This window comes from Roseofilum sp. KMC-1 (assembly GCF_057802075.1).
Genome location: NZ_CM173605.1, coordinates 1,610,835 through 1,633,275, shown reverse-complemented (window position 1 = coordinate 1,633,275; position 22,441 = coordinate 1,610,835). Strand labels below are relative to the sequence as shown.

Annotated in this window: 15 protein-coding genes; 7 read left to right on the top strand and 8 right to left on the bottom strand. The window is 42.6% G+C overall.

The features are described 5' to 3' along the window. The first annotated feature begins 32 nt into the window (after positions 1-32). Positions 33-2,522 (top strand): HD family phosphohydrolase, encoded by a 2,490-nt coding sequence (locus AC3FZD_RS07545; protein ID WP_488739540.1) that lies wholly within the window; start codon positions 33-35, stop codon positions 2,520-2,522. On the opposite strand, the gene pyrC is transcribed toward AC3FZD_RS07545, so the two are convergent. After that, positions 2,495-3,580: a dihydroorotase gene (gene pyrC / locus AC3FZD_RS07540; protein WP_488739539.1), complete on the bottom strand. Its 1,086-nt coding sequence runs from the start codon at positions 3,578-3,580 to the stop codon at positions 2,495-2,497. The two genes, AC3FZD_RS07545 and pyrC, sit on opposite strands and share 28 nt — an antisense overlap. Before the next feature lie 79 nt (positions 3,581-3,659). Then, a complete protein-coding gene (locus AC3FZD_RS07535; protein ID WP_488739538.1) occupies positions 3,660-3,971 on the bottom strand; it encodes a c-type cytochrome in 312 nt (103 codons plus the stop codon). A 486-nt stretch (positions 3,972-4,457) separates the two neighbouring features. Between AC3FZD_RS07535 and AC3FZD_RS07530 the strand changes: the two genes are divergently transcribed. The 3 genes from AC3FZD_RS07530 (at position 4,458) to AC3FZD_RS07520 (ending at position 10,771) form a co-directional block, all read left to right on the top strand. Next, on the top strand, positions 4,458-6,428 hold the full coding sequence (locus AC3FZD_RS07530; RefSeq protein WP_488739537.1) for a cation:proton antiporter: 1,971 nt from the start codon (positions 4,458-4,460) through the stop codon (positions 6,426-6,428). Between the two features lie 167 nt (positions 6,429-6,595). Next, positions 6,596-6,880: a hypothetical protein gene (locus AC3FZD_RS07525; RefSeq protein ID WP_488739536.1), complete on the top strand. Its 285-nt coding sequence runs from the start codon at positions 6,596-6,598 to the stop codon at positions 6,878-6,880. Between the two features lie 36 nt (positions 6,881-6,916). After that, positions 6,917-10,771 carry a beta-galactosidase gene (locus AC3FZD_RS07520; protein WP_488739535.1) on the top strand — a complete coding sequence of 1,285 codons (3,855 nt, stop codon included), beginning with the start codon at positions 6,917-6,919 and terminating at the stop codon, positions 10,769-10,771. On the opposite strand, the gene AC3FZD_RS07515 is transcribed toward AC3FZD_RS07520, so the two are convergent. Both AC3FZD_RS07515 and AC3FZD_RS07510 read right to left on the bottom strand, forming a co-directional pair. Then, complete coding sequence (locus AC3FZD_RS07515) at positions 10,756-12,012, bottom strand: glycosyltransferase family 4 protein (RefSeq protein WP_488739534.1); 1,257 nt, start codon at positions 12,010-12,012, stop codon at positions 10,756-10,758. The two genes, AC3FZD_RS07520 and AC3FZD_RS07515, sit on opposite strands and share 16 nt — an antisense overlap. Then, positions 12,009-12,734 (bottom strand): FkbM family methyltransferase, encoded by a 726-nt coding sequence (locus AC3FZD_RS07510; protein ID WP_488739533.1) that lies wholly within the window; start codon positions 12,732-12,734, stop codon positions 12,009-12,011. The genes AC3FZD_RS07515 and AC3FZD_RS07510 overlap by 4 nt, the downstream gene beginning before the upstream one ends. A gap of 98 nt (positions 12,735-12,832) precedes the next feature. On the opposite strand from AC3FZD_RS07510, the gene AC3FZD_RS07505 reads away from it, so the two are divergent. Continuing rightward, complete coding sequence (locus tag AC3FZD_RS07505; RefSeq protein WP_488739532.1) at positions 12,833-13,867, top strand: glycosyltransferase family 2 protein; 1,035 nt, start codon at positions 12,833-12,835, stop codon at positions 13,865-13,867. Here AC3FZD_RS07505 and AC3FZD_RS07500 read toward each other — a convergent pair. The 4 genes from AC3FZD_RS07500 to AC3FZD_RS07485 form a co-directional block, all read right to left on the bottom strand. Next, on the bottom strand, positions 13,864-14,727 hold the full coding sequence (locus AC3FZD_RS07500) for a sulfotransferase family protein (protein WP_488739531.1): 864 nt from the start codon (positions 14,725-14,727) through the stop codon (positions 13,864-13,866). The genes AC3FZD_RS07505 and AC3FZD_RS07500 overlap by 4 nt on opposite strands. Before the next feature lie 55 nt (positions 14,728-14,782). Next, on the bottom strand, positions 14,783-15,550 hold the full coding sequence (locus tag AC3FZD_RS07495; RefSeq protein ID WP_488739530.1) for a class I SAM-dependent methyltransferase: 768 nt from the start codon (positions 15,548-15,550) through the stop codon (positions 14,783-14,785). Positions 15,551-15,638: 88 nt separating this feature from the next. Further along, on the bottom strand, positions 15,639-17,084 hold the full coding sequence (locus AC3FZD_RS07490; RefSeq protein ID WP_488739529.1) for a lipopolysaccharide biosynthesis protein: 1,446 nt from the start codon (positions 17,082-17,084) through the stop codon (positions 15,639-15,641). A gap of 107 nt (positions 17,085-17,191) precedes the next feature. Beyond that, positions 17,192-18,520: an O-antigen ligase family protein gene (locus AC3FZD_RS07485; protein WP_488739528.1), complete on the bottom strand. Its 1,329-nt coding sequence runs from the start codon at positions 18,518-18,520 to the stop codon at positions 17,192-17,194. A 210-nt stretch (positions 18,521-18,730) separates the two neighbouring features. Between AC3FZD_RS07485 and AC3FZD_RS07480 the strand changes: the two genes are divergently transcribed. Together AC3FZD_RS07480 and AC3FZD_RS07475 are read left to right on the top strand one after the other, a co-directional pair. Next, positions 18,731-20,122, top strand: coding sequence for a polysaccharide biosynthesis/export family protein (locus AC3FZD_RS07480; protein ID WP_488739527.1), 1,392 nt, complete (start codon positions 18,731-18,733; stop codon positions 20,120-20,122). A 27-nt stretch (positions 20,123-20,149) separates the two neighbouring features. Further along, positions 20,150-22,399 (top strand): GumC family protein, encoded by a 2,250-nt coding sequence (locus AC3FZD_RS07475; RefSeq protein WP_488739526.1) that lies wholly within the window; start codon positions 20,150-20,152, stop codon positions 22,397-22,399. Positions 22,400-22,441: the final 42 nt, after the last annotated feature.

Here is a 22,441-nt window from a genome sequence, read left to right as displayed (position 1 = left end):
ACCCTGTAGCCTTCTTTGAGTTGGGTGCCACAATGAAATCTTTGCAAGCACTAAGTAAACGGGTAGACCAATGGTGGCGCATGTACATCACCAATGCTCCCGAACAACGCCAACCTGGATACAAAGCTGTTTCTCCTTCCCAGAAATCACCAGGGAATAGCGTTGCTCATTCAACCCAAAACAACTCTGGCCAAAACTCTGTCAAGAAAATTCCGCCAACGGCTTTTTTTGTAGTTGCGGTTGCCTCTGTAACCAGCTCTTTCGGCTATCGCTTTTATAGCACTCCCCAACTCAGACCCGGAACTTTCTCCCCAGCAACAATTACGGCTCCTCGAACAGAAACGATCGTTGATGAAAAGGAGACGGAAAACCGGAGAAAACAACTCCGTAATGGTTCCTATACTGTCCTGAAAATTAATTTAGAGTTAAATCAAGAACTCAAGACAACCCTCAATAGTGTATTGACCCAAGGAGAGTCTTTGCGATCGCAAACGGGAGCATTTCCTTATCTGGATGATTTCCTGTTGCCCCTGGAAACCCAGCGCTATTTACGTCAACTCTCTGATAGTGAATGGCAACAGATTACAGAAATCCTGAAAACTTTTCCGGGAAAAGAAAATACAGACCCAGAAGCAACGCCCTCCTCTGCTAGTGTCGGAGTGAATGTGCCATATCCCCTGGTACTAAATCCCCAACTTCAGGGGGCGATCGCCCAATTGCAAAGTCTAAAGCAACAAAGTACCGACAGCGAGTGGGAAAATACGCTGTTTACCATTTCAGAATCGCGCAACAATTATGAATTTGCTTTAGATAAACTGAAAACCCAACAAACCGGTAATAATACCTCTTTGTATACTCCAGCTTTATTGGATTGGAGTGAAACCACTTGGGAGGAAACGAAAACGGGTATCGATCGCTCTCTGGAGCGGATGTTAACCCAAGGTCTGGCGGAAGGATTGCCAGAGCGACAACTGCAACAGGCGATCAGCCTGCAAGTGAAAGATTGGGTTCCTCCAGAAACCCAAAAGTTTGCAACAGAAACATTACACACGATTCTGAAGGGACAACATAATCTCATTCATGATAAAGAAGAGGCCAACCGCCTAGCAGAAAAAGCGGCTGAGGCTTTCCCCCCCATTGAGTATCAGGTGCATGAGGATGAAATTATTGTTCATAAAGGGGAAAAAATTTCAGACAAGCAATTTGTTCTCATCGACCATTTTGAATTAAGCCAACGTCAGATTAATTGGGGAGGATTAACCGCTTATGCTCTACTCATTAGTGGCTCAGTCACTGTTTTTTGGTTAGTCGAAAGGCGCATACATTCGGGAATGCGCCAACGAGACCGAATTCTGATCCTCCTACTCTCCTTAAGTTCTCCGTTGTTGGTGAGCCTAAAATTTCCGTCGATTGCTTTATCGGGAATTGGCCTGTTGTTGGGTGGCTTTTATGGATCTACCTTAGCCACTACGGTTGTGGGTCTCATTGCTGCTGTACTGCCAGTGGGTATGGATGTAATTTGGAATCAGTGGTTGGCTAGTGCGGCGGGAGGGATTTTAGCTGCTATGATGGCTGGACGGATGCGATCGCGGGAAGAAGCGGCTCTTCTGGGGATGGGAGTGGGAATGACCCAAAGCATGACTTATTTGGTGGTCACCCTAATTGAAACGGCAATTCCGGGAATTACTTGGCAACCTCTGTTAACTCGTTCAGCTTTGCAAGGGTTGGGGGGACTCGCTTCGAGTATCGCCGCTTTGGGATTAAGTCCCTATCTGGAACATTTGTTTGATTTGGTCACTCCGGTGCGCTTGGCGGAAATTTCTAACCCCAATCGTCCCCTGCTGCAACGGTTAGCGGCTGAAGCTCCGGGAACGTTTCAACATACCCTATTTGTCTCTACCCTGGCAGAAGCAGCGACTCGTACCTTGGGTGGCAATTGTGAGTTAGTCCGTGCCGGAACGCTTTATCATGATATTGGTAAGATGCATGACCCCCTAGGGTTTATTGAAAATCAAATGGGTGGCCCGAATAAGCATGATGAAATTCAAGACCCCTGGAAGAGTGCCGAAATTATTAAGAAGCATGTGAGTGAAGGTTTGGTTTTAGCGAAACAGTATCGCCTACCGAAGGCTGTGCGGGCGTTTATTCCCGAACACCAAGGGTCGATGCTGATTGCCTTTTTCTATTACCAAGCTAAACAAATGGCGGAGACTGACCCTGATTTAAGGGTGAATGAGGAGGATTTTCGCTATCCGGGGCCGATTCCCCAGTCACGGGAAACGGGGATTGTGATGTTAGCAGATTCCTGTGAGGCAGCGTTGCGATCGCTCAAAGAAGCCACCTATGAAGAGGCTTTAGCCATGGTGAATAAAATCCTCAGAGCCAGATGGCAAGATAATCAGTTGGTGGATTCGGGTTTGAAGCGTGAGGAAATGGGTGTGATTGCCGATACCTTTGTCCGCGTTTGGCAACAGTTTAATCATAAGCGCATTGCTTATCCCAAAGGGGCACTGCCCAAGTAAGGGCTAGAGGTAATAGGGGAAACTGGGTTTCTCTGCATCTTCCAGGTCACCTTTTGCCCTGCGTGTAAAGGAACTAAACCCGATTCCGTAAAGGGGACTTCATCGGGAATTGTCCAGGTGGTTTTGGTTAAGGTAATCTGTTCCCTATTGCGGGGAAGCTGATAAAAATCTGGCCCGTAGAAACTCGCGAAGGCTTCTAGTTTATCCAGGGCATTGACACTTTCAAAGGCTTCTGCGTATAATTCCAGAGCGTGTAGGGCAGAAAAACAACCAGCACAACCACAGGAATTTTCTTTACTGGTGCGGGTGTGGGGGGCGCTATCTGTACCGAGGAAAAATTTGGGATTGCCGGATGTGGCAGCTTTTAGGAGAGCCTGACGATGGGTTTCTCGTTTCAAGATGGGCAGGCAATAAAAGTGGGGATTAATACCACCTTTGAAGATCTGATTGCGGTTAAATAGGAGATGTTGGGGGGTGAGGGTTGCGCCGATGTTGTCTGCTTCTCGGATATATTCGACGGCATCGGAGGTGGTGATGTGTTCGAGGACGACGCGCAGTTGGGGAAAGCGCTGTTTGAGGGGAATTAAATGTTGCTCGATAAAGACTTTTTCGCGATCGAATAGGTCTACGTCTGGATCGGTGACTTCTCCGTGGAGCAATAGGGGTAAATCTACTTGTTCCATGGTTTCAAAGATGCGATCGCATCTCCGAATATCGGTAACTCCCAATTCTGAATGGGTTGTTGCACCGGAGGGATAGTATTTCACCGCTTTCACAAACCCTGAGTCCTTGGCTTTGAGGATCTCTTCCGGGCTGGTATTATCCGTGAGATAAAGGGTCATCAATGGCTCAAAGTTTTGCCCTGCGGGAATTGCGGCCAGGATGCGATCGCGATAAGCCGCAGCATCAGCAAGCGATCGCACTGGGGGCTTCAAATTGGGCATAATAATGGCACGAGCAAACTGTCGCACCGTATGGGGTAAAACCGCTTTTAGTGCTTCACCATCGCGGAGATGGAGATGCCAATCATCAGGTTGAGTGAGGGTAAGTTGTTGCATCAGGTTGTCTTGAAATCAATGCTAATTGGGTTTTTGGTGACAATGAACAAGGCGATCGATTTCAATTAAAAACTAAAAATTACAGAGACTCTAGATAACTCAACAGATCCGCCATCACTTGGGGACTGGGCTGGAACTGGGGCATGGGGGGGGTTTTGCCACCGATCACTTGTTCGATTAAGCGGCGCTTAGACTTGTGTTCCGACACTCCCTTCAAACTCGGCCCCACTCGACCATTGGCTTCTAAACCATGACATCCCGCACAATTCATTTGGAAAATAGCATGGCCCTGAATGCGATCGCCTTCCAAGGTCAAAACTTCCTTTAAATAAGGAGAGGGCCGATCGAGATACTGTATCGAGAAGCCAATCAAGGCCAGCAATAGCAGCATAAGGACTACTATCGCCCCAAGACGCTTACTCAAGAGAGGTTTGGGGAGAGGATGATCCAACGTTTTATCACTAAACTGCTTTACCAAGAGGGTTAAAGTACTAAATGAAGGCGATCGGAGTAGAACACAAAAATGGGAGAAATATGAATATTTAATAACATACTAATAACATAACTTAAAATTTCACAACTCCCAAGTAGGGCAGCCTTACTCAATTCTGGGTCTTGCCCTTAAAATCTTGGATCAACCTGTGCCAAAGCGAGACCCGATCTGGTCAAAGTGAAGAGAACACGCTAGGTTATATCTGTCTGTAGAGCGATCCACAACCGCGATCGCCTCCAAGTCGTTAGGGTTAGCCCACAAGAGTTCAGGTCAAAGCAGATGAAAGTCTACACCCCTTGTGGTTCCTGCTCTCTGGATGAGTAGGTTCCTGATTTATTGATGTTTAAGATAAAGATACAACGCTGAACCAGCGCGATTTGGCTTATGGAAGGATCGTTTCAAATAACCCTCTTGATTATCCTCACGGTGATGGCCGGGATTAGTGCCCAAGTGCTGGCGGATTTTCTGCGCGTACCGGCGATCGTCTTCCTGCTACCCTTTGGTATTTTATTAGGGCCCGATGGTGTGGGATTAATCGATCCTCAATTGCTCGGTATTGGGATTGAAGTGATTGTCGCTCTCTCAGTTGCCCTGATTTTGTTTGAAGGGGGGCTGAATCTGGAACTGCGGGATTTGGGGAAAGTATCCGGAAGTTTGCGGAACTTGGTTACGGTTGGCACTTTAATTACCTTAATTGGTGGGGGAGTCTGTGCCCATTATTTGGCTGAATTTCCCTGGGGAATTGCCTTTCTCTATGCCTCGTTAGTGGTAGTGACGGGGCCCACGGTGATTTCTCCCCTGCTCAAGCATGTGAAAGTACAGCGCCCCGTGGCAACCCTTTTAGAGGGGGAAGGGGTCTTAATTGACCCGGTGGGGGCCATTTTAGCGGTGGTGGTTCTGGATATTATCCTCAATGGAGATGCCGATCCTATCTCTATTATTAGCGGCTTGTTGTTGCGTCTGGGGATTGGGGGAGCGATTGGTGCTTTGGGGGGCTGGCTCCTGGGTTGGTTTCTCAAACGCAGCACATTTTTGTCAGAAGACTTAAAAAATTTAGTGGTTTTGGCCGGATTATTGGGCCTGTTTGGTATTGCCCAAACCATCCGCTCGGAAGCGGGATTAATGGCTACTGTTGTCTCTGGGATTGTGTTGCGGGGGTCTTCCCTACCAGAAGAGCGGTTATTAAGGCGGTTTAAGGGCCAATTAACTATGTTGGCGGTTTCAGTCCTCTTTATTCTTTTAGCCGCCGACTTATCAATTGCCAGTATTTTTGCCCTAGGTTGGGGCAGTGTCTGGACAGTCTTGATGTTAATGTTCGTGATTCGACCCCTCAATATTTGGGTCTGCACCTGGACAAGCGATCTCAATTGGCGACAAAAGCTATTTTTAGGTTGGATTGGCCCTAGAGGGATTGTTTCAGCCTCCGTTGCTTCCTTATTCTCGATTTTATTAACCCAACGGGGCATTAGTGGGGGAGATGCTATTAAAGCCTTGGTGTTTTTGACTATTATTATGACCGTCTTATGTCAAGGTTTGACGGCGGGATGGTTGGCCAATTGGCTGCAAATCACCTCGACGAAAGCCACGGGAGCAGTGATTGTGGGCATTAGTCCCTTAAGTCGATTAATGGCGCGTTTGTTTGAGGAACAAGGAGAATCTGTTGTTCTGATCGATACGAATACGGAAGCGTGCCGTCAAGCAGAAGCGGAAGGATTGCGGGTGTTTGTCAGTAGTGCCCTAGATACAGCCGTTCTAGAGGAAGCGGGACTGGCTTCTATGGGGACATTTTTAGCGATGACCAATAATGGTGAGGTCAATTTTGTGTTGGCGCAACGGGCAGTGGAAGAGTTCGATCCGCCTAGAGTATATGCGGTTTTTCCCCGTGATTCCCAAGGGCAGCAACATTCAGGTAGCACCCAGAAGATTGCCCAGGCGTTTATTCCCCATTTACCGATTAAGGTTTGGAATCAGTATGTGGATGAGGGTAAGGTGAAGTTGGGGGTAACCACGCTGAAGACTGAAGGGTTAGGGTTTCAACAAGCCCATTTACAAGCGTTGATTCGTGCTGGGGAATTGGTTCCGATTTTGGTATTGAGGGATGGGCGCTTGGAAGTGATGCCTGCTTCGGAGGAGTGGCGCAGTGGCGATCTGATTATTTATTTACTCCACGATCCTAGGCCGGCTTTATTAAAGCGTTTGTCTGGGGCTTCTCAGGCAACGCGGTTATCGGTGGAGCGGCTGCCGGAGGTGGAGGAAATTCCCCTGACTAAGGTGGAACCGGAAAAGATTTTAGAGGGTGTTTCGGCTGAATCGAAAGGTGAGAAAGTGTCCCAGACCCAGGCTAAGGTGGGATAGGGTGTCGGGCAGATTGGGAATGTCAAGAATCATAACGGTTTTATCGATGAATTATTAAATATTTTTTCAGGAATATACCGGCTCTCAGAAGGTTGGGGTTCAATGGAAGTAGTAAGGAATTTACATGAACAAAGGATTGGGCCAATTGCAAGTAAGGACTTAAGGCTATGAAACGACCTTCACAACTGACGCGGTTGATCTGGGATTTTTATCGCGAAAATCAAGGGGAATTAAGGTGTTTGCTACCTTTGGCTCGATGTCAAGTGTTTAGACGGTGGGGGGTGTTACATATTCGCTGCTTGAATCGAGAGATGGCGGAGGCGATCGCCAAGGCCTATGCTTTGATTCGCGAGCCGGTGATCCAATTGAGGTTAGCCCATACGATTAAAATTCAGGTGGATCAGCGATCTATCGCGGTGGTTGATGTGCCTTCGGGAGAGTTGATGGCTTGAGTTTTCGGCTGTCGCCAAGATGAATAGGTTGAGTGAATGATGGGAAAATGGAGACGCTGGTTTCTGGGATTTATGCTAGGAGCGATCGCTGTGGTAGGGTTGAGTTTAATCCCTAAAACTGCTCCCCAATCTCCGATGGGCAATTGTTCTATGGTTCAAGTCACTAGCTATCCTCCCTTAACTCAAGTTCCTGAAAATAGAGATCGCGCTCAAGTCTACCTGAATGGGGTCTGGGACTTTCAACCAGCGATCGCCTCTAGTCCCACTCCTCCCCAAAGCAGTTGGGGCAAAATTCGTGTTCCTGGGGACTGGCGGCTAGAAAATGCCAGATTAATCCCCAGTGTCCTCTCCCGTGGTACGGGTGACTCTTGGAAAGACTTTAATGGAAAAACTTTAGCCCAGGCTTGGTATCAGAAACAGGTGAATATTCCTTCTGAGTGGGAAGGACGTAGAATCCTGCTCAGTTTGGAACGGGTGAGTACGGATGCCAATTTGTATATTAATAATCAAGCTTGTGGTGAAGTGAATTGGCCCTATGGTGCGGTAGATATTACTTCAGTCGTCAATCCTGGACAAGAGAATAATATCAGTCTATTGGTCAGGGCGATCCCTAATACTAATAATCCAGAAGCAACTTTAGATGCTCGCGGTTTGATTGGAGAAGTGCGGTTATTAAGTCTTCCGAAAAATGGATTTGTTAGCGATGTTTTTGTACAACCTTCCACTCGTAAGCAAGAGGTCAATGTTGAGGTTGAACTGACCGATGTACTAGAACCTGGTTCAGTTGAATTCCGGGCAACTATGCTCGATGAACAAGGTAAGGTAGAACAGGAATTTACCGCCACCCAAACGGTACAAGCACAAACCGTTCAAACCCTGAATTTAATCTGGAATTGGGATAATCCTCGATTATGGGATCTGGCAAAACCCAATTTATATACCCTCAGATTGCAAGTGAAGGGAGAGGGGATTCAAGATACTTACGATCAATCCTTTGGGTTTCGAGAATTTTGGATTGAAGGGAAAAAATTCTACTTAAATGGGACAGAAATTCGCCTGCGTCCTGTCTATCATAATGATAATTGGCAAGCTTGGCCGGTGGGTATTCCTGAAGTGATGGATCGGATGATTGAGGGATATCAATGGGCGGGTTTTAATATCGCTGAAATTTGGCCCTGGAATCATGATGAGCGGGGAAAATGGCACTTTCGGGAATTGTTCTCTGAACGAGCTGATTTGAAAGGATTTCCGATTATGGCCCCGGCCTTAGATGCGGGTATGAGTGGTTATGCTTTGAAATGGAGTAAACCAGAAGGTAAAACCCTCTGGGAATCGAGAATGCTGCCGGAATTACGTCGATATCGCAATCACCCTTCTATTTTGATGTGGGCGAATAGTCCTAATTTTTTTGCGCCTAAAGGGGATGATCAAAATCCGCGAAGACTGGGTAAAAAGAAGGTTGAAGGAACCCTGGGAAAAACTTGGGATCGGTTCTGGAGATATCGGCAACCTATTGGTGAGGATGTGGTCAAAACCATTAAACAATATGACCCGACTCGACCTGTTTTGATCCATAATGGAGGAGCGGTCGGGGATGTCTATGCACTGAATTCTTATCTGAATTTAATACCGCTACAAGAACGAGAAGAATGGATCTCGAATTGGGTTGAAGAAGCAGATATGCCTTATATGGTAGTGGAGTTTGGGACTCCTTTACATGGGGCGATGATGCGGGGAAGATATGGGTTGTTAACGGGGTCAAAGTTTGAACCCCTGATGACGGAATATAGTGCGATTTATTTGGGTAAGAAGGCTTATGAGATCGAAACGGCGGCCTATCGTTCTCAAATTCGCCAGAAATTTGTTAAAGATCAGGTTTATGAAAGTTGGCAATTTAACCCGGAATTGGATTTTGCGCCAGGGTTTCAGGAATTGCAATCTTTATTTAGTTCTCGCACTTGGCGCAGTTGGAGAACTTGGGGAATTACTGGAGGAATGGTTCCTTGGCAGGATGGTCATGGTTGGCAAGTTTCTGAAGAGGGTAAGCAAAGGGTTCCTTGGAAAGATTTTGAAGCGGGGGATCGCGGAGTTTATCTAGAAAAAATTCCCCAGTATTTCCAAGGTTATTTTCAATCTCCTGGTTTTAATATCTATCGAGGAGGTGAAGCCATTTTGGCTAATAATGGGCCGACTTTGGCTTGGATTGGTGGGGAATCAGGCAATTTTGTGTCTAAAGATCATAGTTATGAAGGGGAGAGTGTTCTGAAGAAGCAAGTAGTGCTGATTAATGATACCCGTGAGTCCCAATCCTTTTCTTTTCAATGGGAAGTTAAGGTGGGTAATACGGTGGTGATGACGGGGGAAAATCAAGGTACGATCGCCTCGGCGAAAACACTTTTTTTCCCGATTGAAGTGACTTTACCCAGGGTTGAGGGGAAAGTAGATGGTGCGATCGCGCTGCAAGCTCAGGTGGGAAGTGTTCGTCATCAAGATCGGTTTGAGTTTCGGGTTTTTTCGCACTCTTCTGACCGGAATTTACCGCAGATTTCGATTCTCGATCCGGTGGGAAAAACAACCCAGATGCTGGAAGGGTTAGGTTATCAAGTAACCCCTTGGGAGGGTTCCCCGACTTCTGGCTTAGTGGCGATCGCCAGAGAAGCTTTATCTGCACAGGAAGATCTGGCCCTCAACGGACAGTTAGCTCAGTTGGAATCCTTGGTTGAGCAAGGAGGAAGGGTGATGATATTTACTCAAAATCCTGAGTGGATTCATGGAACTCTAGGCTTTCGGGTCGCGGCCCATCTGAGTCGTCGGGTGTTTCCGGTTCAGGAAAATCATCCCCTACTGCAAGGGTTGGATAGTGTGGATTTGAAGGACTGGAGAGGGGAGAGTACCCTTGTTGAGGCTTACCCTGATACGACGAAGACGGAGATTAAACGTAGTCCTCCCCGCGATTTGCCTTGGTATGGTTGGCATTGGGGGAATCGGGGGGTCGTTAGTAGTGCATCCATAGAAAAACCCCATCGCAGTTCTTGGCGACCGATTTTAGAGTCGGAGTTTGATTTGGCTTATAGCCCCTTGATGGAGTTGGATTATGGTCGAGGTCGTGTGATTTTGACTACTCTCGATTTTGAGGATGGGGTGAAGTCCGATCCAGCCGCTCGCCAGTTGCTCCATCAGGCGATCGCCTATGCTGCTCAGGCTCCCCTATCTCCTAAAGCGCAACGGGTGGTTTTTATCGGTAGTGATGCTCAGGCGCAACCATTAGACCAGTTGGGGCTAATTTATCAACGGTCAAATCAGTTAACCCCTGATGTGGATCTAGCGATTATTGGCTCCCAGATGAGTTTAGAGGATGGCGCTATTCGTGAGTATTTACAGCAAGGGGGACGGCTATTTTTCTTATCGAGAATGGCCCAGTCACCGAGGATTTTAGATCTGGAAATTGTCAATAAGCCTCAGTTTTCGGGGTCTTTAATGGTTCCTTCTTGGCCAGAAACTGGGGGGTTAAGTGCATCGGATTTGCGATCGCGCACGGACTATTCAGCCAATTTAATTTCGTCTGGTGGTGAAATCAGTAGTGATGGGTTATTCAGTCGAGTGCAAATGGGTACAGGAGTCGCCATTTTTTGTCAACTCGATCCTCAAAGTTTAAATGCCGATCAATTGACCTATTTTCGCTATACACGCTGGCGACACACCAGGGCAATTAGCCAAATTTTAGCCAATTTAGGGGCGAGTTTCCGAGCGGATGGGGCAGTATTTGCTAATCTGCAAAACCTACCCAAACGGGTGCATTTATCGGAACCAGTAGACAGCGAGTTTTATCATCCTGACTATCGAACAGATTTTGAGTTGGGAGATGATCCTTACCGCTATTCTTTATGGTAATTGTCGATAATCTCTGCAAAGAGATTAAGATAATTTTGAGCTTGAATTTCTAGGGTAAATTCTTGTTCGACTTTCTGACGAGCGCGATCGCATAAATGCTGATAGCGCTCTCGGTTCTCTAGTACCCAGCTCATACCCTGGGCAAGATCTTCAATCTCAAAGGCTTGAGCTAAATAGCCATTCTGCTGATGCTCGATCATATCGGGTATTCCCCCAATATTAAAGGCTACGGCCGGAGTCCCACAAGCGAGGGATTCTAGAATGGTATTGGGTAGATTATCTTGAATGGAAGGAGCAACAAACAGATCGACGGCCGCATAAATTAGACTCAGATCTAGATCGTCTTGAAATTTACCTAAATAATGGGTTTTAAATCCTAAAGAGGGTTCTTGTTGGGGACGAGATGCGCCGAAAATTACCAGTTCAATGTTATCTTTGCGATCGGATTGGCTTAGGTATTGTAAGGCAGATTGCAGTAAGTGAAAGCCTTTGCGGATATCGCTGGTAGCATTGACGGCTCCAAATAAGATCAGATGTTTATCTTGAGGTAAGTTTAAGCGGTTTCTAGCATAGGCGCGACCGCAAGGTTTATAAATGGTTGTATCTAAGCCATTGGCAATCACTTCAATGCGCTTATCCCTAAACAAGCTGCTTTTTTTCATGCAGTCTGCTAACCAGTGACTGGGACTAACTAAGGTTAGAGGAAGGGTTTTCCAGGCTCGTTGTTTGCGCTGCCAAACCCAACGGGATAAGTCTTGTTCTTTACTGCTTTTGAGTTGGGGACATTGGCCGCAAGATTGAATATAGCGATCGCATTCTTGGCTATAGTGACATCCACCCGTAAACCCCCCCATATCATGACTTGTCCACACTAGAGGATAGGGTAATTGAGCCAGGGTTTCGATTTGCATAAATCCTTGACTAACCCAATGAACATTAACGATATCTGGCTCGAACTGCTTGAGTTTAGACTCTATGCCATCGGGAACCCATTGGGTGGAAAATAAAGTAGATGGGCGATCGCGATACCGTTTTAACGGCAGTTTATCTAAGCTAGGTGCTAACTGAGAGAAAACTTTCTCAAAGCCAGAAGTGTTCAGGGAAACTGTATCACTTTTTTTCCCACTTCCCACCAACAATGAAGTCCGATCTTCCACCTTTTTCAGACCTTGATATAAGCGATAAACGGCAACGTAGCCTCCCGCTCCACTATCACCGCGACTCAGTAGTGTGATTTTCATTTTTTGATAAAAATACCATCGACTTGTAGCATTCTGCCGGTTTTTATATCGGTAAAATCTGGGCTGATTTGATGCAATTCATAACCCATTTCCTCTAGCTTATCTAAGGTCTCTCGCAAGAGAATTTGTCCTTCATATAAGGGTACAAGGGATAATTCTAATTGGATGGCTTTAATCTGAGGTAAGGTTGCTGTAGCTCCGGCTAGAACTTGCATTTCAAAGCCTTGTACATCTAACTTGAGAAATGCGGCTTGAATATCTTGAGTTAAATAATTGGATGACAGGCTATCCAATGTCCTCAAAGCTACTTTTTCTTGGTTAATGTAGGCCGATTCTGGAGCCGCTTCTACATGGTTATCGAGCATTCCTAACACGGAACTACTGAGGGTATTAGCGGAAACATTAATCTCGATTTCCCCATTGCGATCGCCCAGAGCGCCTTGAGGGGCAATTTCCCAGAGGGGATCGGATTGGCTCAAGGATTTTAATTGGTTATGGCACTGGGATAGAGGTTCAAAGGATACGATTTTTCCACCATAGCCAATTTCCCGTAAATAGCGTGCATATTGACCAATATTGGCTCCCACATCAAAAATCAAATCAATTTTATGGTAGTCTAACAAACGTTTGAGTCGGGCAACTTCGGAAATATCTGGAGAGAATTTGTGAAACTCTAGTTCCCATCCTAAATTTCTAAAGGCTTGCTTGATTTGTTTTTTCATACATCTTAAACTAAAGATCGATCGAATCTAGACTATTATACTATACTCTTTGTCTGCGATCTGATTTTATTTGCAAGGAAAATAAAGGTAAGCTGAATATGCTCGAAAATCCGGATATTTCTATTATTATTCCCACATTTAACCGCCAAAAGTTGTTAAGTCAAACTTTAGATTCGGTACAAGCACAAACTTTTGAGAATTGGGAAGCCTGGGTGATTGATGATGGATCTACGGATGGGACGGAACAATATGTAACGAATAAGAAAGAGGCAGATCGGCGCATTCATTATGTTAAGCGCAATCGCCCCCACCGTGGCGCACCCGCTTGTCGCAACCAAGGTTTTGAACTTGCCCAAGGAAACTATATTATTTTCCTCGATTCTGATGATTGTCTGGCTCCGAGCGCCCTAGAAAACCGTTTTCAGCAGATGGAAAAATATCCAGAACTCGATTTTGGTGTATTCGGCTGTATTTTATTTCGCGATCGCCCCGGAGATACTGCCTTATTATGGAATACAATTACCCCAGAAAACGACCTCGATCGCTTCTTAGCCAATGACGTACCCTGGCAAACCACCAGTCCCATTTGGCGCAAAAGTGCCCTAGAAAAGCTAGGATTATGGGATGAAACCCTAATTACAGGACAAGATTGGGATCAGCACCTACGAGCCTTAATCCTCAATTTGAAGTATCAATATTTTTCTCCCCCAGACTGTTATTGGCGAATGTCCCATAGTGATACCATTGGCTCCCAATCCAAAGCAAGAGGAGACTATTTAACCTGTCGGGAAAAATTATTAGAACTCGCACAAAACCGGTTAGCCTCAGCCCAATTACTCACTCCCAAGCGACAACAATTACTCAGAAAAGGTTATTTCTGGCTCTCAGACACTTGGATTGATTACGGTAACCAAACTGAAGCCTTTGAGGTTTGGCAACGCTGTTACGAAAGAGAATTACTCGATCAATCCCTCCATCGCCAAGGATTAACATACCTCAAAATCATTGCCACTGTTCCCCCAGCAGGGCGGAGAGTGGCTCGCAAAGCCATTCGGGAATGGGGAAATCCGGCGATCGTTTTTCATTGGCCCAAAACCTTCCGTAATACCCCCGTTGAGGCTAAAACTTCTTAGACATAAGCATGATTATTTTTAACCTCTAAATCCTCCAGGTTCATCACCGATAATTTTTCTAGGATATAATCTTGCTCTTCTGGGTTAAACAATTCATAGAATTTTTTGCCATTAGCACTCTTAATTGGAGCGTCCACAGATGCTTTCCAAGTCTCATCTGGACGTACGACTTTCCGAGCCGTTTGACCATAGGCAGTCAGCATCACCGCATCAAATTCTAAACCCAAAAAAGTACAGAGTTGGCTTAATACTTTTTCTGGATCGGCAACCAGTTTTTCATAGCGAATCAAAATATGATTAGGCTTATGTAAATGATGGCGAGAAAACTCCACCGAATCTATCCAAGTTTTCACACACTTATCAATCGTCCAAGGATCGCCCCAAATATCTCTACGTTGGTGATTGTGGGAAACGTCATATAGAGAAGCCACCACATCCCCACCATTCCGCACCAAATGAATAAACTTAGTCCCAGGAATTAAATGCTCAAAAAGCTGAATATAACGAATATGTTCCGGCGACTTTTCCAGCCACACTAATTTACCCTGCTCTTCAGTCGCTTGATTGAGGGCTTGGTTAAATATAGAAACATATTGACTGATAAACAGAGGAAAAGGGGAAAGTTTAGACTTCAATTCTGGCTGCCCAATTTCCTCTAAAAACCAATTCAGTTGTTTTTTTCCTTTAATTGAGGCTAAACCGAGTGAACGACTCAGGTATCGAATTCGTAGATTCTGGAATAAATGGGATTCAGGAAATGAAGCAATTTTTGGGTGTGCCCCCAAAAGACTCTGTAAAAGAGTCGTTCCTGAACGGGGGCAACCTCCCAAAAAAATAGATCGAGTAGGGTATATATCCATGGGATTGATCCTCAATTATTTCTGCGATCTCTTAATAGCAACGACTAAGGTTATACTAAATTTTTTTAATGGTCGCTACCACCCAATTACCATCATAATAACACTGAACTTCTGCCTCGGAACTAAAAATTTCAGTAACATTATATTTGGACGATTGATTCCAAATCACAAATTTCCCATCTTGCTCATCAAAATTCCATTGATGTAAACCTTGATATTGCTCTTGTTCCGCTTCATTTTTGTGATGCATTAGCACAACAAAGCCATTTTTCTTGGCGACAGAAAACATATTTTTGACTACCGTCAATGGATCGTAGCTATGGTCTAAAGCATTTCTGGAGTAAGTGATATCAAAGCTTTCCGCAGAAAATAAATCTAACAGCTTTTCTCCTACTCCAAACTGAGTTCTAACTGGAGGAGTAATATTATATTTGTCGAGAATGACATCATACTCACGAGCTAAAGGATCAATAGCTGCGATCTTCAGTTTTTGATCCTTATAAACTTTGCCCAGTGGCGTGAATGGGCCAGCTCCAACATCAAGAATCGTAAACCCTTCTGCTTTCGACTCCAGCGTATCTAAGCAATTAGCAATCTCCGGTTGCAAAGGCAATGTTGGATCGAGTTTTTCCTTATATTTATCCTGGAATTTCCCCAGTCCCTGAGTCGCTATATATTCATCCCAAAATTCCACTTCACTAGCTTGGGACTTTTCCCATAGTTTTTCTGTGGGATAAAAACGATTTCTGAGCTTGCGGTAATTGAGGGCAATTTTACGATAAGGCCAGAGAATGACTTTATTGATATAGTTTGTTCTTGACATGACTTGATTTAATTTTTACTTTTCAACCATTGTACCATACTCCCAATAACTTGGGTAGCTTCTTTTATTTGATAGAATAAAATCATGATTAGCTTGATTTCAGCGATCGGAACAAATCTAAAGTTTGATTGAATAATGCAGGAAATAGCAATCGAATCGTTATCCCATAAGCCATAGGAGCAACAAGCAGACAGATCCCTAGAGTCCAATGTAAGCCCAGATAGGGAGATACAATTGCTTGACTCCCTAGAATAGCTGCTATCATAATTCCTGTACCCAATAAAGCTGGAATCAAGCGATCAAAATAAGTTTTCATATTAATTTGAATGAGTTTCTTAACCATCAGAGTAAATGTAGGAAGAGGAATTAAATAGCCCCGAATAACAAAAGCACTAGCAACGGCAACAATTCCCCATTGAACAACTAAGATAAATGCAGCAACATTGCTAATAGCATTAACGATATTGACTTTTAATGCCCAATCTGGTTTGCCCATCACTAATATAATATTTGTATTAATACTACCCAAAGAATGCACAACTCCAATGATCATTAAGATTTGCATGACAGGAATACTAGGATACCATTGCTCCCCAAACATGACAGGAAGGATTTGAGGCGCTAAACTCGATAAGCCCAAAAACAATGGGAAGGAAATAAGGGCAGTAAATTGAGTACCTTGATAAAAGGCCGAACGCAGTTTCTCTGGTTCAGTTTGAAGTTTAGAAAAGGCAGGAAATCCCACCTGAGTCATAGTAGTAATTAAGACTGTTACTGTATTTAATAAACGATAGGCGATCGCATAATATCCTAAAGCAACCGGGCCTAAAAAATAACCAATTAAAAAGTCATCCGATCTTTTATTAAAAAAAGTTAAGAATTTAATCCCTAAAATGTTTACACCAAAACCAAATAAGTCATCAAAATGGCTTTTAGATATTCTCAATTTAGGTTGCCAATCACTCACCCACCATAAAACCAGAATTCCTACAAACTGATTCACTAATCGTTGACCGACTAAACTCCAAACTCCAAATCCCATAAACGCCATCGATACGCCTACAATTCCCCCTAATAATTGAGCAACCAGAGAGCGTAAAGATAATTCTTTAAAAGCTAAACGACGAGTAAAAATAGCTTGCTGTATACCATTAAATGCAGAAAAAATAAAAGCTAAAGATAACCACCGAATAATCGGTTCTAAATCAGGTTCTTTGAAAGCAACAGCCACCCAACCTGCACCAACCAATGTCATCAAGGTCAAGCCAATACTGATGACTAAATTAATCCAAAATGCTGTATTTAAATGTTCATCTTCCAACGTTTGACGCTGGACGATAGCTTGGCTAAATCCTTGATCTGTAAATACTTGTAGAAAGACCAAATATACATCAGCCAAAGCAACCAAGCCAAACGATTCTGGCCCTAATAATCTAGCTAGTACAAAAAAAACAATAAATGAAATGAGTTGATTGCCTAACTTTTCAATAGCTGACCAAATAACACCAGTAATCGTTTGTTTTTTTAAGTCCATAGATTTACATTTTATAAAAAAAATATTGTTTACTTTTCGTAATCTTATCACGATCTTGTTAAAAAAACAAAAAAATGAAAAATTTATTTATCTTTCAAGATCGAAAATTATTTTTGACTATTTCTTAGATCGCAGCCTAACCGAATATTGATAATGATATAAATAAACCAAATCAAAGTAGGTTCAAACAAACTGCTAACTGTAATATTTGGAATAATCATCCATGTGAGGATCATAGGGGGTATGAGAGCTTCAGGTGTAGAGTTAGAAATCATATATTTTATAGATATCGATATGGTTCCTAAAAAAGCACATAGAAAAACAGTTAATCCAACTAATCCAAATTCCAGAAAAAGCTCTAAAAAACCATTATGGGCATGGGGGGGAACCCATCCATTATCAGAGACTATACCATAGGCTGGATTGTCTTCACCCCGCCAGTCTTGCCAGAAGCTATGGTTCCCATAACCTAATATGGGTCTTTTTAATCCTCGTTCTATCATTTGTGGCCAAACAATGGTTCGCCCTGTTAACGTTGGATCTTTATCTAAAGAAGTTAAAAAATCATTCCAGTTTTCAACTACCAAAAACCCAATACAACTGGCAACAAGTATAAACATGAGAACACCAGCAAAAGCAGCTTTATAAGGTAATTTCTTTAAAAAATTCAAGCATCCCAATAAAGTGAAAAGTAATACAATTAGAATTAAACTGGTAGCAGAATTTGTATTTTGCCTGACATAAAGGGAAAAAAATGCTAGGCTAATTCCTAGGATTCGTTGTTTCGGATAATAGAGAGCATGAAATAACCATAAGGTTACATTTAATGCTAGTACCACACCTAACCGATTAGGATGACTCATAACCCCTTGCCAACCTTTTGCAACTACTCCAATAGAAGGTTTTGTTAACGCATAAAAAGCACTTAGTATGGATATAAATGTTGTACTCCACCTTAAAAGATTGATGAATTCTTTCCAACTATATTCTTGAGCAACTTGAACAGCAAAAAGAGTGACTTGTAACATCACTAATGCATATTTTGTTGCAGATAATGGAGTGTCTGACCATAAAATGGATAGAAAAGATATAATCATAAAAACACCTAAGAACTTATTAGACATTAATGAAATACTGTTGTCTAAAACCTTGATAAACCAGTATCTCAGAATTAAAAATGAAAGGCTATAGTAACCCAAATTTATACCTAATTGAATAGGCCCTATATTTTCATTGAGCAATTGCAAGGGTTGCAGGAGGGATATTGGATAAATCTGAAAGTCACAAAGAACAACAATAAATAAAAAAGAAAACCAGTAAATTCCTTTTGTTTGAAAAAAATAACTGTCACTCCAGTAGAATATTAAAAACAGATATATTGAGAAGCAACCTAAGAGAAGAAGTAAAATAATAGGGTCAAGTATTAATTCTTTCATAAGAAATTAGCTATATATTTTCAAGTAAGCTATCATGTTATTGTAGAATAGTGTATACGGACTGTAGAGTGTACATCTACAAGAATCTGTATGTTGAAATTTTCAAGAAATAAAAATTTGCGTCTAGTTGTTATTTTAGCAATAGTACAATTTCAACAATTGTCTCGGTTGAGTCCAGCTTATTCTCAATCTAACTTGGCCAATCCCTCTATGGTAAGAACTTCTACTTATCAAATTTCTCAAGATTTCAATCTTAGAGTGGGTGAAGTCAACAGTTATCGACTGGGAGTGGGAGATCGAATCCGCATAGACATTTTAGGTTCACCTGAATATGGCGGAGAATTCCTGATTACTCCTAGTGGTATGCTAAATCTACCCTGGATTCAACCTATTAATGTGATTAATTTGACTCAACAAGAACTAGCAGAAAAAATCACTAGAGAGTATGCTCCTATTTTAAAGCGTCCTTTTGTGACTGTAATTCTAACGGAAGTCCGACCGGTAGTGGTTAATGTTATCGGTGAAGTGCAGTATCCTGGAGTCTACCCTGTTGAGCTTGATAGTGGTAGAGGCTCTCAACCTAGAATTCAGTATCCCACAATACCCCAAGTATTGAAAGCTGCTGGTGGAGTTACGTTATCGGCTAATCTGCGTGAAATTCAAATTCATCGTTCTCTACCTGGAAATCAAAAGCAAGTTATTCCTGTCAATGTTCTGGAACTGCTAGAAAAGGGTCAGAACATTGATTCTTTAATTCTTCAGGATGGAGATGCAGTTTTTGTCCCTCCCCTCGATCGCATCAATCTGGCAGAAGTAACTCAACTGGCTAGTCTGAACTTTGCTATACCTGCGGATCAACCTCGGAACATTACTGTTCTGGGAGAAGTGCAAATACCAGGGGATTATGTTGTGATTGGAGGAGGTTCGCGATCGGATCTCAGGCCGGGTGGATGGCCAACCGTTAGTTGGGCCATTCGTAGCGCAGGGGGAATTACACAAAAAGCCGATCTGCGCCATATTGAGATTTATCGCCCTACTCATCAAGGAAATTCAATTACCTTCAAAGTCAATCTATGGGATTTTGTGCAAGGGAAAGATGCAACACAGAATACTATTGTTCAAGAAGGAGATACTATTGTTATTCCAGCCCTAGACGAGATCAATTATAATGAAGCCATTGAACTTGGACAGACTAGCTTATCTCCTGACAAAATAACGGTTTTTGTCGTTGGCAATAAACTGGACAACATCAGTAATATAACTGGAGAAATATCTGTGCCTTTAAATACACCTATGAATCAAGCATTGTTATCAGCCGATGGATTTATTAATCGGAGAGTTCGACAAAGTTCAGTTGATTTAGTTCGTTTTAATCGGGATGGTACAGCTTCTAAGCGTGAAATAATGGTCGATCTAGCGGCTAATGTTAATCCAGATACTAATCCGCCTCTGAAAGATGGTGATATTATTATTCTCAGTCGTTCAGGATTAGCTAAATTCATTGATTTTATTGGCACTGTCGATCAATTTATGAACTTAGCTACACCAATTCGTGAATTGATTAATGCCTTGGAAATATTAGGTTATATTCGCAATCGTTGATGGTTTACTATTACTGATTTTTAAATCATGAATTTCAATTCTAAGCCCAATATATACTCCAAAAATTTAAATCATGACTTTGATTCATTAAGTAATCATTCCCAAGACTCTTTTTTGGAACAAAAATCAGAACTAGATCTCAATTGGATTTTATCTGTTTTTGCCAGAAGACTTCCAATTATGGCAGTAGTTGCCGTTAGTGTAACTGCATTAGCAGGAGGTTTGATTGTTAAGCAATCTCGTCAAATTGTACCTATTTATGAAGGGTCATTTCGGCTATTAGTTGAGCCATTTACTGCGGAATCAAGAGTAGCTCAACTTTCCTTAATCTCTCAAAATTCAGAAGAAGTTGTTAGACAAGGAAGATTAGATATCAGTCTCGTAGACTATGAGAGTTTAATTAGGGTTTTGAAAAGTCCTTATATGCTCGATCCTTTGCTAAAAAAAATTCAAGTCAAATATCCAAATATGACTTACAATGGATTAATTGGTAAACTAGAGACTATGCGAGTTACTTATGAAAAAGATGCAAAAACAGAAGGAACATCTCTTGTGCGAGTGAGCTATACAGACTCAGATCCTGAGAAAATTCAGTTTATTTTAGATCAGGTTGCTCAAGGCTATGTTGATTATAGTGTTCAAGAACGAAAAAAGAGTATTCAACAAGGAATTAGTTTTATTAAATCTAATCTTCCAGATCAGCAAAAAAGGGTTAAAGGTCTTGAAGATAGCCTTCAAGAATTAAGGGAAAATTACAATATTATTGAGCCTAACTCCCAAAGTCAGGAACTTTCAATTAGTCTTCGTAATTTACGATCTGAAAGATTAAATGTTGAAACTCAACTGTTTGAAAAAAAACATCTTTATCAAACCATAAAAGAACAATTAGATCAGGAAAATTATGTATTTATTTTAAGTAATTCTCCGAATACTTACGTGACTATTCTCAAGAATTATCAACAACTAGAATCAGATATTGCTACTACGTCTAGTCAATTAACTGACAATAGTGTTCCCATGCAAATTTTAAGGGAGCAAAAAGAAGAATTAAATATAAGGTTGCGCGAAGAAGCTGAAGCAATTGTTTTTCAAGTAGAGAATGAAGTGCAAGCCTTGGAAGCCAAATTAAACCCTTTATTAGAAGCAGAAGAAAATCTAAATAATACTATTCAGAGTTGGCCATTGGCGACACGAAAGTATGATGAAATCAAAAGAGAACTTGATTTTGCGATTGAAAATTATAAGAAATTGTTATATAGCCTAGAATCCTTAAAAATAGATGATGCTCAAATCCAAATTCCTTGGCAAATCATCGATCCTCCAAAAGTGGTGAGTAATGCCGAAGGAAAGCCGGTTTCTATGGCCGTTAAAGAAACTCGTAAGAAGTTAGCTGTGTTAATGGTTGTGAGTACCCTGTTAAGTATCGGTGTTGGTTTCTTAGTCGAGGTGTTGATCCCAGTTTTTCATACTCCTGAAGATGTGAAGTCTTTTACAAAACTGAATTTGTTAGGTGTTATTCCCTTAGCACCTAGCTTGAAAAAGGGGCAAACTAAACCTATTCGCCGTTATTTCACCAGTCGGTCAACTTCTGACCTTATACCTCTAATCATCCAGCCAGAGTACAGTGCTTCTTTCTTAGAATCTTTTCGTTCTCTGTACACGAATATTGCTCTGATGGGCAAGAATCAGCCGATTCGTTCTTTAGTGGTCAGCTCTCCTAGCGCGGGTGATGGTAAGTCTACAATTGCCCTGCATTTAGCTCAAACAGCGGCAGCTATGGGAAAACGGGTTTTATTGGTTGATGCAGATTTAAGGTTACCTCAACTTCATCAAGCATTGGGTTTGCAGAATCAAGCAGGATTGAGCGATACGATCGCCAACTATATTAGTTTAAATGAAGTCATCCAGCAATCGGCCCTGGAAGAAAATCTTTTCTTTCTCAGTGCAGGACAAACGGTTCCCGATCCCATTAAACTCTTGTCATCCCAAAAAATGCAGTATTTGATGGGACAGCTACAAGGCTTTTTTGATTTAGTTATCTATGACACTCCACCTTTAGTGGGTTTAGCGGATGGTCATTTAGTGGCAGCACGGGTTGACGGTGTGATTTTAGTTGTCCGTCTTGCGAAAACAGATCAATCCCTGGTGAGAAAATCCTTAGAAGAATTAACGATATCTCATGCTCGTCTTTTAGGTGTAGTGGCCAATGAAGTTAAAAATTCTGACTATATAGCAATGAGTGCTAATCGGCAGTACCGTAATGCTTCTTTGTCTTAAATGAAAAATAACCCCCCTTGCTAGAGGGAGGCTATTATAGGA

Coding starts and splice junctions, on each gene's coding strand:
- AC3FZD_RS07545 (WP_488739540.1), top strand. CDS start 33: ATGAAATCTTTGCAAGCACTAAGTAAACGGGTAGACCAATGGTGGCGC.
- pyrC (WP_488739539.1), bottom strand. CDS start 3,580: ATGCAACAACTTACCCTCACTCAACCTGATGATTGGCATCTCCATCTC.
- AC3FZD_RS07535 (WP_488739538.1), bottom strand. CDS start 3,971: ATGCTGCTATTGCTGGCCTTGATTGGCTTCTCGATACAGTATCTCGAT.
- AC3FZD_RS07530 (WP_488739537.1), top strand. CDS start 4,458: ATGGAAGGATCGTTTCAAATAACCCTCTTGATTATCCTCACGGTGATG.
- AC3FZD_RS07525 (WP_488739536.1), top strand. CDS start 6,596: ATGAAACGACCTTCACAACTGACGCGGTTGATCTGGGATTTTTATCGC.
- AC3FZD_RS07520 (WP_488739535.1), top strand. CDS start 6,917: ATGATGGGAAAATGGAGACGCTGGTTTCTGGGATTTATGCTAGGAGCG.
- AC3FZD_RS07515 (WP_488739534.1), bottom strand. CDS start 12,012: ATGAAAATCACACTACTGAGTCGCGGTGATAGTGGAGCGGGAGGCTAC.
- AC3FZD_RS07510 (WP_488739533.1), bottom strand. CDS start 12,734: ATGAAAAAACAAATCAAGCAAGCCTTTAGAAATTTAGGATGGGAACTA.
- AC3FZD_RS07505 (WP_488739532.1), top strand. CDS start 12,833: ATGCTCGAAAATCCGGATATTTCTATTATTATTCCCACATTTAACCGC.
- AC3FZD_RS07500 (WP_488739531.1), bottom strand. CDS start 14,727: ATGGATATATACCCTACTCGATCTATTTTTTTGGGAGGTTGCCCCCGT.
- AC3FZD_RS07495 (WP_488739530.1), bottom strand. CDS start 15,550: ATGTCAAGAACAAACTATATCAATAAAGTCATTCTCTGGCCTTATCGT.
- AC3FZD_RS07490 (WP_488739529.1), bottom strand. CDS start 17,084: ATGGACTTAAAAAAACAAACGATTACTGGTGTTATTTGGTCAGCTATT.
- AC3FZD_RS07485 (WP_488739528.1), bottom strand. CDS start 18,520: ATGAAAGAATTAATACTTGACCCTATTATTTTACTTCTTCTCTTAGGT.
- AC3FZD_RS07480 (WP_488739527.1), top strand. CDS start 18,731: ATGGTAAGAACTTCTACTTATCAAATTTCTCAAGATTTCAATCTTAGA.
- AC3FZD_RS07475 (WP_488739526.1), top strand. CDS start 20,150: ATGAATTTCAATTCTAAGCCCAATATATACTCCAAAAATTTAAATCAT.